This is a genomic window from Pseudomonas sp. LBUM1669 (genome assembly GCF_059695705.1).
In genome coordinates, this window is the sequence record NZ_CP166784.1 from 4,817,426 (window position 1) to 4,831,336 (window position 13,911).

14 protein-coding genes are annotated in these 13,911 nt (G+C 61.7%); 4 read left to right on the forward strand and 10 right to left on the reverse strand.

The genetic code is table 11. From position 1 onward, the window contains the following. Positions 1 to 87: 87 nt before the first annotated feature. Positions 88 to 984, reverse strand: a complete 897-nt coding sequence (locus ACA051_RS22345) for a LysR family transcriptional regulator (RefSeq protein WP_497304759.1) — start codon at positions 982 to 984, stop codon at positions 88 to 90. A 121-nt stretch (positions 985 to 1,105) separates the two neighbouring features. On the opposite strand from ACA051_RS22345, the gene ACA051_RS22350 reads away from it, so the two are divergent. Next, entirely contained in the window at positions 1,106 to 1,864 is a 759-nt protein-coding gene (locus ACA051_RS22350; RefSeq protein ID WP_497371963.1) for an SDR family NAD(P)-dependent oxidoreductase, read from the forward strand. A gap of 156 nt (positions 1,865 to 2,020) precedes the next feature. Here the strand turns inward: ACA051_RS22350 and ACA051_RS22355 are convergent, their stop codons facing one another. After that, the gene (locus ACA051_RS22355; protein ID WP_497304763.1) at positions 2,021 to 2,455 is read right to left on the reverse strand and encodes a multidrug/biocide efflux PACE transporter; all 435 of its coding nucleotides are present in this window, start codon (positions 2,453 to 2,455) and stop codon (positions 2,021 to 2,023) included. 90 nt (positions 2,456 to 2,545) lie between these two features. Here ACA051_RS22355 and ACA051_RS22360 point away from each other — a divergent pair, with 90 nt between their 5' ends. Beyond that, complete coding sequence (locus ACA051_RS22360; protein ID WP_497304764.1) at positions 2,546 to 3,400, forward strand: LysR family transcriptional regulator; 855 nt, start codon at positions 2,546 to 2,548, stop codon at positions 3,398 to 3,400. Between the two features lie 112 nt (positions 3,401 to 3,512). On the opposite strand, the gene ACA051_RS22365 is transcribed toward ACA051_RS22360, so the two are convergent. From ACA051_RS22365 to ACA051_RS22380, 4 genes are all read right to left on the reverse strand, one after another. Beyond that, on the reverse strand, positions 3,513 to 4,748 hold the full coding sequence (locus tag ACA051_RS22365; RefSeq protein ID WP_497371965.1) for an RNA polymerase sigma factor: 1,236 nt from the start codon (positions 4,746 to 4,748) through the stop codon (positions 3,513 to 3,515). After that, complete coding sequence (locus ACA051_RS22370) at positions 4,748 to 5,239, reverse strand: SRPBCC family protein (protein WP_497371967.1); 492 nt, start codon at positions 5,237 to 5,239, stop codon at positions 4,748 to 4,750. Before ACA051_RS22370 ends, ACA051_RS22365 begins: the two co-directional genes overlap by 1 nt. A gap of 27 nt (positions 5,240 to 5,266) precedes the next feature. Then, positions 5,267 to 5,611 (reverse strand): YciI family protein, encoded by a 345-nt coding sequence (locus tag ACA051_RS22375; RefSeq protein ID WP_497304770.1) that lies wholly within the window; start codon positions 5,609 to 5,611, stop codon positions 5,267 to 5,269. Positions 5,612 to 5,691: 80 nt separating this feature from the next. Beyond that, positions 5,692 to 6,117 carry a YybH family protein gene (locus ACA051_RS22380; RefSeq protein WP_497304772.1) on the reverse strand — a complete coding sequence of 142 codons (426 nt, stop codon included), beginning with the start codon at positions 6,115 to 6,117 and terminating at the stop codon, positions 5,692 to 5,694. 140 nt (positions 6,118 to 6,257) lie between these two features. On the opposite strand from ACA051_RS22380, the gene ACA051_RS22385 reads away from it, so the two are divergent. Next, positions 6,258 to 6,743: a GNAT family N-acetyltransferase gene (locus ACA051_RS22385; RefSeq protein ID WP_497304774.1), complete on the forward strand. Its 486-nt coding sequence runs from the start codon at positions 6,258 to 6,260 to the stop codon at positions 6,741 to 6,743. A 7-nt stretch (positions 6,744 to 6,750) separates the two neighbouring features. Beyond that, the gene (locus ACA051_RS22390; protein ID WP_497371969.1) at positions 6,751 to 7,356 is read left to right on the forward strand and encodes a pyridoxamine 5'-phosphate oxidase family protein; all 606 of its coding nucleotides are present in this window, start codon (positions 6,751 to 6,753) and stop codon (positions 7,354 to 7,356) included. Between the two features lie 134 nt (positions 7,357 to 7,490). Here ACA051_RS22390 and ACA051_RS22395 read toward each other — a convergent pair whose 3' ends face one another. From ACA051_RS22395 to kdpB, 4 genes are all read right to left on the reverse strand, one after another. Then, the gene (locus ACA051_RS22395; RefSeq protein ID WP_497371970.1) at positions 7,491 to 7,988 is read right to left on the reverse strand and encodes a GNAT family N-acetyltransferase; all 498 of its coding nucleotides are present in this window, start codon (positions 7,986 to 7,988) and stop codon (positions 7,491 to 7,493) included. A 409-nt stretch (positions 7,989 to 8,397) separates the two neighbouring features. Then, complete coding sequence (locus ACA051_RS22400; RefSeq protein WP_497304779.1) at positions 8,398 to 9,090, reverse strand: response regulator; 693 nt, start codon at positions 9,088 to 9,090, stop codon at positions 8,398 to 8,400. Next, positions 9,087 to 11,780: a DUF4118 domain-containing protein gene (locus ACA051_RS22405; RefSeq protein WP_497371972.1), complete on the reverse strand. Its 2,694-nt coding sequence runs from the start codon at positions 11,778 to 11,780 to the stop codon at positions 9,087 to 9,089. The genes ACA051_RS22400 and ACA051_RS22405 overlap by 4 nt, the downstream gene beginning before the upstream one ends. Before the next feature lie 54 nt (positions 11,781 to 11,834). Then, positions 11,835 to 13,904: a potassium-transporting ATPase subunit KdpB gene (gene kdpB, locus ACA051_RS22410; protein WP_497304782.1), complete on the reverse strand. Its 2,070-nt coding sequence runs from the start codon at positions 13,902 to 13,904 to the stop codon at positions 11,835 to 11,837. Positions 13,905 to 13,911 lie beyond the last annotated feature (7 nt).

Sequence of the window (13,911 nt, forward strand, 5' to 3'; positions counted from 1 at the left end):
CGAAGACGGATTCACATTCAACAGATGAGTTGACTGACACGCCGCCTTCGCGAGCAAGCCCGCTCCCACAGTTGACCGAGTACTTCTTCAGGTTGTGGACTGGATGACATTGGCCAGCCAGTCCATGAACGCTCGCACCCGCAGCGGCAAATGCCGTTGCCGGGCGTAGAGCAGCGAGACCTCCATCGACGGTGCACTGAACTGCGGTAACACCGCCACCAGATCACCGCGGCTCAAGTGCGATTGCATGCCCTTGACCGGCGCCTGAATCAAACCGAATCCCCCCAGACACGCCAGCTCATAAGCATCGGTGCTGTTGACCGTGACGCTGCCCGCCATCGGCAGTTGCTGCGGCTTGCCCTCGACCTCGTACAAAAACCCGTCCGACCGCGACCCCAATACGCCGACGTAATGCACCATCCGGTGCTGCGCCAGGTCTTCGAGCGTTTCGGGAATCCCGTAGCGCTGCAGATACGCCGGGCTCGCGCAGTTGACCATGGCGAAATCACACACGCGGCGAGCGACCACCGACTGGTCCGGCTGCGACCCTACCCGCAACACGCAATCAAAGCCCTCCCGAAGCAGATCCACTCGCCGGTCAGTGGTGCTGATTTCCAGTTCGAGGCTGGGGTGGCGCGCCATGAAGTCCGGCAGCTGCGGCATCACCACCTGGCGGGCCAGAGAGTTCGGCATGTCGATGCGAATGCGTCCGACCAGTGACGCCGGGTCCTGGCGAAACAGGCCTTCGATGTCGTCCATGTGTGACAGCAAATCCTTGCTGCGTTCGTACAGCACCAGGCCGTCCTGAGTGGCTTGAACCCGGCGTGTAGTGCGTTGAAGCAAGCGTGCCCCCAACAGCGCTTCCAATGCCTGAACATGCTCGGACACCGTGGATCGGGGCAGACCCAAGCTCTCGCCCGCCAAGGTAAAACTCGACATTTCGCTGACGCGAACGAAGGTGCGCAGCAGTTCCAGCTTGTTCATGAGCTGCCCCTGTATTGTTCGGATTAACCGACCAGTGATTCCGATTTCATCCTGTTTATCACTTCAGGGCGGATAAATAAACTTCCTCCACAGCGTCACTCACTGCTCTGGAGCAAGCCCCATGAACACTAAAATCGCACTGATCACTGGCGCCAGCCGCGGCCTTGGCAAAAACGCAGCCCTGCATCTGGCCGCCCAAGGCATTGACATTATCGGCACCTACAACAGCAAGGCCGATGAGGCGCAGGCCCTGGTCGCCGAAATCGAGAGCCTCGGCGCTCGGGCGGTGATGCTGCAACTCGATGTGAGCCAAAGCGATCGCTTCGAAGCGTTTGCCACCCAGGTCGCCGATGTGTTGCGCAGCCGGTTTGATCGCCAGCACTTCGACTTCTTGCTCAACAACGCCGGTATCGGCCTGAATGCAAACTTCGTTGACACCACTGTCGCCCAGTTCGATTTACTGATGAACATCCACCTGAAAGGGCCATTCTTCCTCACCCAGCACCTGCTGCCGCTGATGGCGGACGGTGGGCGCATCCTCAACGTGTCCAGCGGTCTGACCCGTTTCAGCTTGCCGGGTTACGGCGCTTACGCAGCGATGAAAGGCGCGATGGAAGTGCTGACCCGCTACCAGGCCAAGGAACTCGGTGCCCGCGGCATTTCCGTGAACACCCTGGCACCGGGCGCCATCGAAACCGATTTCGGCGGCGGCACCGTGCGCGATAACAGCGACGTGAACAGCTACGTCGCCAGCAATACCGCGTTGGGTCGGGTGGGTCAGCCGGATGACATCGGTGCTGCGATTGCTTTACTGCTGGCGCCGGGCAGCCAGTGGATCAACGGCCAGCGCGTGGAAGCGTCCGGCGGAATGTTCCTGTAACCCCTAAACCTGTGGCGAGGGAGCTTGCTCCCGCTGGGTTGCGAAGCAGCCCCAAAATCTCGGTAACTGTCGAAGATTTTGCGAGCGCTTCGCACTCGAGCGGGACGGTGCGGCGATCCGACAAGCTCCCTCGCCACAAAAACGGTTCACTCTGGATTAGCGAGCAGTAGACACCATCAACATGCGCTCACGCACCACGTCATACGCCCAGTGATAAACGTAGGTGTACGGCAGGAAAAACAGCAACACGCCGATATCCAGCACGAACGCCTGCCACAGGCTGACGTTCAGCCACCAGGCAATCAGCGGCACCCCCATCGCCACCAGCCCGCCTTCGAACAACAGCGCATGGACAACCCGTACCCAAGCGTTGTGCACGACGCCGTAGCGTTTGAGCAAACGGTCGAACAACCCGTTGAAGACCACGTTCCAGGCCAGCGCCAGGGCGGCGATGACCAACGTGACGACGCCCATCTCGAGCATCGGTTTGTCCATGATCCACGCCAGCAGCGGCGTACAGATCAAAATGGCCAACACCTCGAAACCGATGGCCTGAAAAATACGTTCAGTGATGGATTTGTTGGCGCTCATGATCAGGGCTCCCTGAGTGACTGTGGTTGCCATGATCCAGCCTCGCGCCGATACTTCATAACCAATAACCATCGATCAAGGCGATAGTTCATGGCATCTCAGGAAGTGTTGCAGGCGTTTGTCCAGGCGGCGACGCAGGGTTCGTTTTCTGCGGCGGCGCGCAAACTGGGGCGCAGTCAGTCGACCATCAGTGCCGCGGTGGCCAGCCTGGAAATCGATCTGAACCTGACGCTCTTCGACCGCAGCAGCCGCAAACCGAGCCTGACCCCGGCCGGGCACGTGATGCTGCAACGGGCCGAGGAGATCCTGGCCGCCACCAGCCGCCTGGAAATGACTGCCAGCCAACTGTCCCAAGGGGTTGAACCGAAGCTGACGGTGGCGATTTCCGACACCTATCAGTCCGACCGTTTCGAAGCGGCGCTCAGTGCGTTCGAGCAGCGTTATCCGGACCTAGAACTCGAATGCCTGATCGCCGAATGCGACGACCTGATGGCGCTGGTGCAAAGCGGTCGGGCGCATGTGGCCTTTGCGGAAAAACAAGACAGCTACCCGCCGGACCTGGTCAGCTCGACCGTGGAGGAACGCACGGAAATTGCCCTGTTCGTGTCCCGCGAGCATCCGTTGGCGGCGCTGAGTAACCTCAATCAGGACGTGTTGCAACTGCACCGGGAATTGCGCCTGGCGACGATCGTCAATCCGTATGAAAGCCGCGCGAAGGGCCGCGTCTGGTCGGCGCCGAGTTACCTGATGCTGCTGGAAATGGCCCAGGGCGGGTTTGGCTGGGCACCCTTGCCGCGGTGGTTGGTGGGGAGGTTTGGCGCCGGGTCACTGGTGGAACTGGACGTGCGCGGCTGGCCAAAACCGGTGTTTGTCGATGCCTTGTGGTCGCGGCTGCATCCGCCGGGGCCGGCGGGGAGCTGGTTGCTCGGCAAGATGCTGGAATAGCGGTGCCGCCATTCGCGAGCAAGCCCGCTCCCACATTTGACCGAGTTCCTCCTGAATCAACCGGATTGAATGTGGGAGCGGGCTTGCTCGCGAAGAGGTCCGCACATTCACATCACTTCAACGCCTTGATCCGCGCCTCAATAAACCGCCGCTCCGGCACCTGCTGCGTCAGTTCCAGCGCCCGCTCATACGCCATCCGCGCCTCCTCACTCCTCCCCAACTGCCGACAAAAATCCGCCCTTGCCGAATGCGCCAAGTGGTAATCCAGCAAATCACCCCGATCCAGAATCCCGTCAACCAACACCAACCCCGCCAACGGCCCATCCCGCCTGGAGATCGCCGCCGCCCGGTTCAACTCGATGACCGGTGAAGGCACCGCCGCCAACAGCACGTCATACAACCCCACAATCTGTTGCCAGTCAGTCTCCCCCGCCGTGGGCGCCTCGGCGTGCACCGCCGCAATCGCGGCTTGCAGGCAATAAGGCCCGAAGGTTCCGGTGGTCAGCGCCGCTTCCACCAGCGCGCAACCTTCGGCAATCATCCCGGCATCCCACAGCGAGCGGTCCTGTTCATCCAGCACAATCAACTCACCGCTCGCCGACGTCCGGGCCGGGCGTCGTGATTCATGCAACAGCATCAACGCCAGCAGCCCCATCACTTCCGATTCCGGCAGCAACTCCATCAACAACCGCCCGAGCCGGATCGCTTCGCGTGTCAGGTCCTCGCGGGTCAGTTCGGCGCCGACAGTGGCCGAGTAACCTTCGTTGAACACCAGGTAAATCACCCGCAGCACACTGTCGAGACGCTCGGGCAGTTCTGCCAGCGTCGGCACTTGATAAGGGATTTTGGCGTCACGGATTTTCGCTTTGGCGCGCACGATCCGCTGGGCGATGGTTGCCGGTGCCGAGAGAAAGGCGCGGGCAATTTCCTCTGTGGTCAGGTCGCACACTTCGCGCAACGTGAGCGGCACCTGGGCATCCGACGCGAGGGCCGGGTGACAACAGGTGAAGATCAGCCGCAAGCGATCATCTTCCACGTCTTCCTCACTCCAGTCGGCCTGCTCCAGCTCCTCCAGTTGAGCGATCAACATCGGCCGGGACGCGGCAAAACGCGCGCGCCGACGCAGCACATCAATGGCCTTGAAGCGCCCGGTGGACACCAGCCAGGTGCGCGGGTTGTCCGGCACGCCGTCACGCTGCCAGCGCTCGACCGCGACGAAAAATGCCTCGTGCAAGGCCTCTTCGGCAAGGTCGAAATCGCCGAGCAAACGGATCAGCGTCGCCAGAATCCGCCGCGAGTCCTCGCGGTAGACCTGCTCGACCCGAGCCGTGACCGAAGCGTCAATCATCAGTCCGGCATGCCTTCAGTCACCAGCGTCTCCAACCGATCGAGGCTCTGTCCCCAGCCATCGTAAAACCCCATGGCCTCATGGGCCTGGCGGTCTTCTTCGGACCAGTGCATGGCCCGGGCGGTGTAGAGGGTTTTATCGTCCCTGTCTTCGAGGGTCACTTCGGCCGACATGAAGGGTTTACCCGAAGGAATCCAGCCAGGAGTGAACGCGTCGGTGAACACCAGGCGCTCAGGCGCGACGATCTCCAGAAACACCCCCATGGTCGGATACTCAGTCCCGTCCGGCGCGCGCATCAGGGTGCGAAACTGGCCGCCAACCCACAGGTCCATTTCGCATTCCGGCGTGGTCATACCGTGCGGCCCCCACCATTGAACGAGCAGGGCCGGCTCGGTCCAGGCGCGGAAGATTTTGCGGCGCGGCGCGTCGATCAGCCGACTGATGGACAACTCGAATTCGGCAGGCTGATGCTTATAGGGTTGCGGACTCATGCAGGTCTCCTGTCTTGTGATTTTTACTCAAGGATTCAATTGGCGAACGGGACGCACCTCGACGCTGCCGACCCGGGCCGCCGGGATGTTGCCGGCGACCTGGATCGCTTCGTTGAGGTCCTTGGCGTCGATCAGGTAGAAGCCGGCCAACTGCTCCTTGGTTTCGGCGAACGGACCGTCGGTGATCGACAGCTTGCCGTTGCGCATACGCACCGTGGTCGCGGTTTGTACCGACTCCAGCGCCTCGGCCGCGATCATCCGGCCGCTGCCCTCGATCGCCTCGGCGTAGGCCATGCACTCGGCGTCATGGGGGCTGTCCGGCAGCGAGTGCAATTCCTGCTCGTTGCTGTAGACCAGGCATAGATACTTCATGTGGGCTCTCCCGGATCGAACTGATCAACTATGGCTGCTGATTGACGTTTTAGCGCTGCTTCCCGATAAACAGCCGGCGATCAGGGTTCCAGATTGAACAGCGCCGTGCCGCTGGTCATGTCGAACGGGGCCGACCAGTGTTCGTGGACGATGCGCCATTGTCCGTCGACGCGCCGATAGCAGGCGGTGACGCGCATCCAGCAGGCCTGGGTTTCACCTTGCTCGTTGGTGCCGCCGCAATGGGCCAACCAGTGGGCGAAGGCGATGTGCTCGTCCGCGACGATGTTCATGTGGTCGAAGTCGAATTTGTGCGCGCCCTGGCACATTTCCATGCACTCTTCCCAATGCGCGCGGTAAGCCGCCTTGCCGCGGAATTGCAGGGCCTTGACCGCATCGTAGGAGACGATGTCGTCGGCATACAACGGCATGAGTTTCTCGACGTTTTTGGCGATGACCGCTTCACGATAGGTGTCGATCAGGGCCTGGATTTCGTGGGTAGCATTCATGGTGGTTCTCCGTGGTTTTTGTTGTGAAGACTCCCTTAGTCGTCTGGCGCACCGCCAGATCGACAGTCGAAATAAAAATAATCCATGAACGCAAACTCGTTAGAATCCGACACCTATTTTGTTGGAAAAAGGACACTCCAGTGACAACCCGACTCGTGCCTTACGAAAGCCTGAACGTGCGCCAGCGCCAGCAGGTCGAGGCCATCGAAGTTAATAAAGAGCAGATCAAGTTCTCCGGCGACATCCACGGTGCGTTGCACACTTTGCTGTCCAAGCCCGGCCCCGGCGTCAAGGGATTTGCGCTGCTGGCCGAGGAGACTCCCGTGGCCTTCCTGCTGCTCAAACGCCCGCCCGTGTTGCCGGCCTGGGCCGATGAACACAGTGCGACCTTGCATGCGTTGCAAGTCGATCACCGCGCGCAGGGCAAAGGTTATGGGAAAGCCTGCCTGCAAGCCCTGCCCGACGTGGCTCGGCAGGCGTTTCCGGAAATAAAGGCGCTGGAACTCTCAGTGGATGCGGACAATGAGGCCGCCATCGCGCTCTATGCAAAATTCGGCTGGGTCGACAGCGGCGAGGCGTACAGGGGCCGGATCGGTTATGAACGGCGCATGAGTCTGATTTTCTGAGGTGGTTATGCTCTACAGCATCGAAGCACTGGAAGCGATCTACGGCCAACCTCACGACCGCGCCGTACGCAAACAGATTGCCTTTCTGAACGAGGACTATCAGGCAATGGTCCGCGCCTCGCCGCTGGTCATCATCAGCTCGGTCGGCCCCGACGGCCTGGACGGTTCGCCCCGGGGCGACACACCGGGGTTTGTGCGGATCATCGACCCGAAGACCCTGGCGATCCCGGATCGTCCGGGCAACAACCGCATCGATACGCTGCGCAATGTGGTGCTCGATTCGCGGGTGTCGCTGCTGTTCATCATTCCCGGGATCGGCGAGACGTTGCGGGTCAACGGCACGGCGCAGATCAGCGCTGAGCCGGCGTTACTGGAGAGCTTCGCGGTGAACGGCAAACCGGCGCGCACGGTGATGCTGGTGACGGTGGACGCGGCGTACTTCCATTGCTCGAAAGCGATGGTGCGTTCGGACGTGTGGAACCCCGAGAAGCATCTGGATCGCTCGGCACTGCCGACCGCGGGAGCGTTCCACAAGCGGTTGAACGACGGGCAGTTCGATGCCGAAACGTATGACCGGGAAGCGCCGGCACGGGTGCGGGACAGTCTCTACTGACACGACACAAATCAATGTGGGAGCGGGCTTGCTCGCGAAGGCGGAGTGTCAGACGACATCATTCGTGACTGACACTCCGCCTTCGCGAGCAAGCCCGCTCCCACATTGGATCTTCGGTGCTGGGTAGAGGTTGGTTACAACTCCAACACCATCTCATGCCACGCCATGCCGCCATGGTCGGAGGCAGAAGGCTTGATGTAGGCAAAGCCGAATCCGGCATACAGCGCAATATGCCGCTCCTTGCACATCAGGTGGATGCTGGCCTTGCCCATCGCGCGCATGCGCTCGATGAATTCGCCCATCAACCGCTTCGCCAGCCCCTGCCCCTGATAATCCGGGTGCACCACCACCGACATGATCACGACGTGCGGCCCGGCCGGGTCGTGGCCAATCAGTTCCTTGAACGCTTCGTCTGACATTTCAACCTGAAACGCCGCACCGGAGTTGATGAAACCGGCTACAACGCCGTCCACTTCGGCCACGATAAAACCGTCGGGCCAGGTGGCGATACGCGTGGCGATTTTTTCCCGGGTGGCGGCTTCGTCGCCTTCGTAGGCAACGATTTCGATGGCGTAGCAGCGGTCCAGATCAGCAGGCAGGACGTTTCGGATAACAGGGTTCGACGAGTTCATGGTGGATCGCAGCGACCTTGGGGCGAGTGAGATGACAGGATAACGCTCGCGGATTCTAGCAATACTTGCTTCCCTTTCGAACGCTCCCTATCCACCTCTCGTATGAAGTGCATAGGGTTCAAGAACGGCGCCGTAAAGCTTTCATATAACCGCTACCCAAGGCCCCGGGTTCGTACTATTTATCTGTGCCTCGACGATTGATGACGCCCAGCCACGGCAGGTTGAGCGCTCCTCGTCCCACTCACAGGACTTTGATCATGAGCACGACTCAAATCGGCCTTCTCGTGTTATTCAGCATCTCTTCGTTCGGCTTCATCACGCTGTACATCGATTTCCTGCACGAGCGCCGGATCAAGAAAGACAAGTGAGCGACCCACGGCCAGGCGCTGCAACCAGCGCCCGCCGTGCCTTACAGCCCCACCAGGCGATAACCTACCTGCAATTCGGTGATGAAATGCTGCGGCTGCGCCGCATCGGCCTCCAGTTTTTGCCGCAAGTGCGCCATGTGCACCCGCAGGTAGTGCGCACGATCGACGTAATCCAGGCCCCACACTTCCAACAGTAGCTGACGATGAGTCATGACCCGGCCTTGCCCGCGAATCAGCGCGCACAGCAAGCGATACTCGATGGGTGTCAGATGCACCGATTGGTCCTCGCGCCGGACCTCGTGCGTGGCAAGGTCCACTTCGATCAGGCCGAATGTCACCTTGCTGGTGACGGCGGCGGTCCCGTTCTGTACATGCCGGCGCAACTGGGCGCGGATACGCGCCAGCAGCTCGGGCACGCCGAAGGGCTTGACCAGATAATCGTCCGCCCCCGCATCCAGTGCCGCTACTTTTTCCTCTTCACGATCACGGGCCGACAGCACCAGAATCGGCACCGTCATCCAGCCCCGCAACTCGCTGATCAATTGTTTGCCGTCACCGTCGGGCAAGCCCAGATCGACAATCACCAGATCCGGTTGACGGCTGGCGGCGTGGATCAGGGCGCGTTTGACGTTGTCGGCCTCGAACACCTGAAAACCTTCGTCCTGCAGCGCGATACCGATGAAGCGGCGGATATTGGCCTCGTCCTCGACAATGAGGATGCGTGCACTGGTCATAGCGATTCCATGGAAGGCGGGTGACCCGCCGGTAGTGTGATGACAAAGCGAATGCCCGAGGTGGCCTGGGGTTGCGCCTCGATCGTTGCGCCATGGGCCAGGACAATCCGTTTGACCAACGCCAGCCCAAGGCCGATACCGGCCACGGCCGACTCCTGCTGACCCCGGGTAAACGGTTCGAACAAACTCTGAGGGGTGCTGCCCTGAGGACAACCGGGACCGGCGTCGATCACCTCCAGCACAATGCTGTCCTGCTCTTGCCGGGCCGTAACCTGCACCAGCGTTCCGGCCGGGGTGTACTTGGCAGCGTTGTCCAGCAGGTTGACCAGCACGCGTTCGATCAACAGCGCATCGACTTCCACCAACGGCAACAGCGGCGACAGCGCGGTGCGCACCACATGCCGCGCCAACGGCTCGCGCAGTTGACGCAAGGCGCTGCCGACGATTTCCTCCAGCGAGTGCCATTGCCGGTTCAGGCGCACACCGCGCTCCTGCATCCGGGCCATGTCCAACAGGTTTTCGATCAACCGCTGCATGGCGCTGGCCTGATCGCGGATACCGTCCAGCAACGGTGTCAGCGGTCCGGGCGGCGCATGGGGCGCCGCTGCATCGGCCGCACCGATAATGGTGGTCAGCGGCGTGCGCAGGTCATGAGAGATTGCGGCCAGCAGGGTATTGCGCATGCGCTCGCCCTCCATCTGCACCAACGTGCTTTGCGCCACTTCGACGAAATGCACCCGTTCCAGCGCGATTGCCAGTTGGCTCATGCAGGCCTCGAGCAAACGCTGCTCTTCAGGCTCGTTCAACCGTTCCGGTTCAGCCAGCTCCAGCACTAATACCCCGCGCACGCGCATGGGGGCCTTCAACGGCAAATAGCGGCCTTGCGCGGCCGCCAGCGTATGGGTGCCCTGGCCAGCGGGTTGCCCATGGTCGTAAACCCATTGGGCAATGCTTTCATCAATCGGGAATGCACCCGCGCCACGAGCACGGACACTGTCTGCGGCGTCCGGCAGTGTCAGCCCGACCCGCGCTTCAAATACGCCGCTGAAAGTACGCAGCGCCACCTCCGTGATCTGCTCCACCGTCAGCGCCGCCGACAAATCTCGCGCCAGCCTCGCCAACGAAGTCGCACGCCGCTCACGTCCGGCCGCCGTGCGAGCCTCATGGCGCAAGCGTGCCGTGAGCTGGCCGGTGATCAACGCAATCCCCAGCATCAGGGCGAAGGTAAAAAAGTACTGGGTGTCGTTGACCGTGAACGACCAGCGTGGCTGGACGAAAAAGAAATCAAAACACAGCACCGCCAGCATCGCCGCCCAGACACCCGGCCCTCGCCCATAGCGCAAGGCGACCAGCACCACCGTGAGCAAAAACAGCATGACCACGTTGGCCAGATCGAACACCTGCAACAGCAAGGCTGCCACTGCCGTGGCGGCGAAACAGGCCAGGCTGGCCCACAGATACGCCGGCGCCCTGCTGGGCGGCAGCGCGGCGTCAGTATTGACCGCCACCGCAACCACGATGGGCAACGGGCCATGAGCGATGACAATCTGATCGATCTCGGGATGCCGACGGCTGATGCGGTCACTGACCGACTGGTGCCAGAACTGCCAGACCTTGCGCGGGTAGTGCCCCAGCACCAGGCGGTTGGCGTTGTGTTCACGGGCAAACGCCACCAAGGCCTCGGCGACGTCCATGCCCGACAAGGTGGCGGTGTCGGCGCCGAATTCGGCGGCCAGCGCCAGGGTCTTCATGGCGGCGGCATAACGGCTCGCCCCCGCACCACGACGCTGCGCCGAAGGCACATGGACGACAATCCAGTCTGCCTCGAGCTTTTGTGCCAAGCGCGCTGCTTCACGAACCAGTCGCTCATCCGAAGGGTACCCTGCCACGCCCACCAGTAAACGCTCGCGCGCGGGCCAAAGGGTGTTGATGGACCGCTCGCGGCGATAGTCGCGCATCTGTGCATCGACACGATCGGCGGTGCGCCGCAGCGCCAGCTCACGCAAGGCCAGCAAGTTGCCCTTGCGAAAGAAATGCCGGGACGCGCGCTCAGCCTGGGGCGGCAGGTAGACCTTGCCTTCCTTGAGCCGGCGCAGCAGGTCATCGGGTGGCAGGTCGATCACCACCACTTCATGGGCAGCGTCGAACAGATGATCGGGCACGGTCTCACGCACCCGGGTGCCGATGATCCCGCTGACAATATCGTTGAGACTTTCCAGGTGCTGGACGTTCAGGGTGGTCCAGATGTCGATGCCGGCGCGCAGCAGTTCTTCGACATCCTGCCAGCGCTTGGGGTGACGCGAACCGGGAACATTGCTGTGGGCCAATTCATCCACCAGCAGCACCGCCGGACGCCGCGCCAGCGCGGCATCCAGATCGAACTCGCTGAGGGTGCACTCGCGATGCATCACGTTGTATCGCGGCAGCAGTTCCAGACCGTTGAGCAGTTCAGCGGTTTCCCGGCGGCCATGGGTTTCTATCACCCCAGCCACCAGGTCACGGCCCTGGGCCACTTCGCGTTGGGCCGCGGTGAGCATGGCGCAGGTTTTCCCTACCCCGGCATTGGAACCGAAATAGATGCGCAGTTTCCCGCGCAGGGCAGCCTGTTCGTCTTGTTGCAGCTTCTCCAGCAGCGCGTCGGGATCAGGACGGCCGTCACGTGAAGCGGTGGACGTATCAGTTTCGAGCATGACAATCCTTTTAAACGGCCCGGCGCCACAGAGGGCGCCGGGCCGTCAGTCCTTTCAAACCAAGCCAAGCCCGGCCAACAGCATGTCGATCACCTTGATCCCCGCGAACGGCACCAGCACGCCACCCAGGCCATAGATCAGCAGGTTGCGATTGAGCAACGCCGCCGCGCCGATGGCTCGGTAGGTCACGCCCTTGAGCGCCAGCGGAATCAGAAACACGATGATCAGGGCATTGAAGATCACCGCGCTGAGAATCGCCGAATTCGGGCTGCTCAGGTGCATCACGTTCAGGGCGCCCAGTTGCGGATAGGTCGCGACGAATGCGGCCGGTACGATAGCAAAATACTTGGCCACATCGTTGGCCACGCTGAAGGTGGTCAACGCGCCGCGCGTCATGAGCATCTGTTTGCCGACTTCAACCACCTCGATCAACTTGGTCGGGTTGCTGTCCAGATCGACCATATTGCCCGCTTCCTTGGCGGCCTGAGTCCCACTGTTCATGGCCACCGCCACGTCCGCCTGGGCCAGTGCCGGCGCATCATTGGTGCCGTCGCCGGTCATCGCCACGAGCTTGCCCTGGGCCTGGTAGTCGCGGATCAGTTGCAGTTTGTCTTCCGGCCGGGCCTCGGCAAGAAAGTCGTCAACCCCGGCTTCCACGGCAATCGCAGCCGCCGTCAGGCGGTTGTCGCCGGTGATCATGACCGTCTTGATGCCCATGCGCCGCAGCTCGGCAAAACGCTCCTTGATGCCACCCTTGACTATGTCCTTGAGCTCGACCACGCCCAATGCCTTTTCACCATCGCACACGACCAGTGGCGTACTGCCCCGGCGCGAGACTTCGTCGACCTTAATCTGCAATCCCGGCGGAAAGCTGCCGCCCAGCGCCTCGACGTGCTGGCGAATGGCATCTGCCGCGCCCTTGCGGATGCTCCGGCCACCGGCCAGATCGACGCCGCTCATGCGGGTTTGCGCGGTGAAATGTACGAAGCTCGCCCCCAGGGCATTGAGGTCCCGCGCCCGCAGGTCGAATTTCTGCTTGGCGAGCACCACAATGCTGCGTCCTTCCGGTGTTTCGTCGGCCAGCGAGGCCAGTTGCGCCGCGTCCGCCAATTCCGATTCCTTGACCCCGGGTGCCGGCAGGAAACCGCTGGCCTGGCGATTACCCAAGGTAATGGTGCCGGTCTTGTCCAGCAGCAAGACATCCACGTCACCCGCCGCTTCCACGGCTCGCCCGGAGGTGGCAATGACGTTGGCCGACATCATCCGGCTCATGCCCGCTACGCCGATCGCCGACAACAGACCGCCAATGGTCGTAGGGATCAGGCAGACCAGCAACGCGACCAGAACCGTTGCGCTGACCACGTCGCCGCCGCTCATGCCCACCGCGAACATCGAGTACGGGCCCAGGGTCACGATCACCAGCAGAAACAGAAACGTCAGGCCCACCAACAAAATGGTCAGTGCCACTTCGTTGGGTGTCTTCTGGCGTTTCGCGGATTCGACCATGGAAATCATGCGATCCAGAAACGACTCGCCGGGATTGACGCTGATACGCACCACCAACCAGTCCGACAGCACTTTGGTGCCGCCGGTGACCGATGAAAAGTCGCCGCCTGCCTCGCGGATCACCGGTGCCGATTCTCCGGTAATCGCGCTTTCATCCACCGACGCCACGCCTTCGATCACCACCCCATCGAGGGGCACCAGATCGCCCGCCTCGATCAACACCACATTGTCCTTGAGCAGTTCGCCGGAAGGCATCGGCATCCAGGCGGAGCCATGCCGGGGTTGTTTCAGAAGCTTGGCCAGGGTCTGGCGCTTCATCCCACGCAGGCTGGCTGCTTGCGCCCGGCTGCGGCCCTCGGCCAGGGCTTCGGCGAAGTTGGCGAACAGCACGGTGAACCACAGCCACAACGTGATGCTCAGAATGAAACCACTGGGGGCTTCACCCTTGCCGCCCAGTGATTGAAACCACAACAGCGTGGTGAGAATGCTGCCCAGGTACACCACAAACATCACCGGGTTCTTCCACTGCGCCTGGGGCAGCAACTTCTTGAAGGCATCCAGGCACGCCGTGAGCAACAACCCACGGTCGAACAAAGGCAAACGAGCTTGCTTACTCATGGTTGTT

Coding starts and splice junctions, on each gene's coding strand:
- ACA051_RS22345 (WP_497304759.1), bottom strand. CDS start 984: ATGAACAAGCTGGAACTGCTGCGCACCTTCGTTCGCGTCAGCGAAATG.
- ACA051_RS22350 (WP_497371963.1), top strand. CDS start 1,106: ATGAACACTAAAATCGCACTGATCACTGGCGCCAGCCGCGGCCTTGGC.
- ACA051_RS22355 (WP_497304763.1), bottom strand. CDS start 2,455: ATGAGCGCCAACAAATCCATCACTGAACGTATTTTTCAGGCCATCGGT.
- ACA051_RS22360 (WP_497304764.1), top strand. CDS start 2,546: ATGGCATCTCAGGAAGTGTTGCAGGCGTTTGTCCAGGCGGCGACGCAG.
- ACA051_RS22365 (WP_497371965.1), bottom strand. CDS start 4,748: ATGATTGACGCTTCGGTCACGGCTCGGGTCGAGCAGGTCTACCGCGAG.
- ACA051_RS22370 (WP_497371967.1), bottom strand. CDS start 5,239: ATGAGTCCGCAACCCTATAAGCATCAGCCTGCCGAATTCGAGTTGTCC.
- ACA051_RS22375 (WP_497304770.1), bottom strand. CDS start 5,611: ATGAAGTATCTATGCCTGGTCTACAGCAACGAGCAGGAATTGCACTCG.
- ACA051_RS22380 (WP_497304772.1), bottom strand. CDS start 6,117: ATGAATGCTACCCACGAAATCCAGGCCCTGATCGACACCTATCGTGAA.
- ACA051_RS22390 (WP_497371969.1), top strand. CDS start 6,751: ATGCTCTACAGCATCGAAGCACTGGAAGCGATCTACGGCCAACCTCAC.
- ACA051_RS22395 (WP_497371970.1), bottom strand. CDS start 7,988: ATGAACTCGTCGAACCCTGTTATCCGAAACGTCCTGCCTGCTGATCTG.
- ACA051_RS22400 (WP_497304779.1), bottom strand. CDS start 9,090: ATGACCAGTGCACGCATCCTCATTGTCGAGGACGAGGCCAATATCCGC.
- ACA051_RS22405 (WP_497371972.1), bottom strand. CDS start 11,780: ATGCTCGAAACTGATACGTCCACCGCTTCACGTGACGGCCGTCCTGAT.
- kdpB (WP_497304782.1), bottom strand. CDS start 13,904: ATGAGTAAGCAAGCTCGTTTGCCTTTGTTCGACCGTGGGTTGTTGCTC.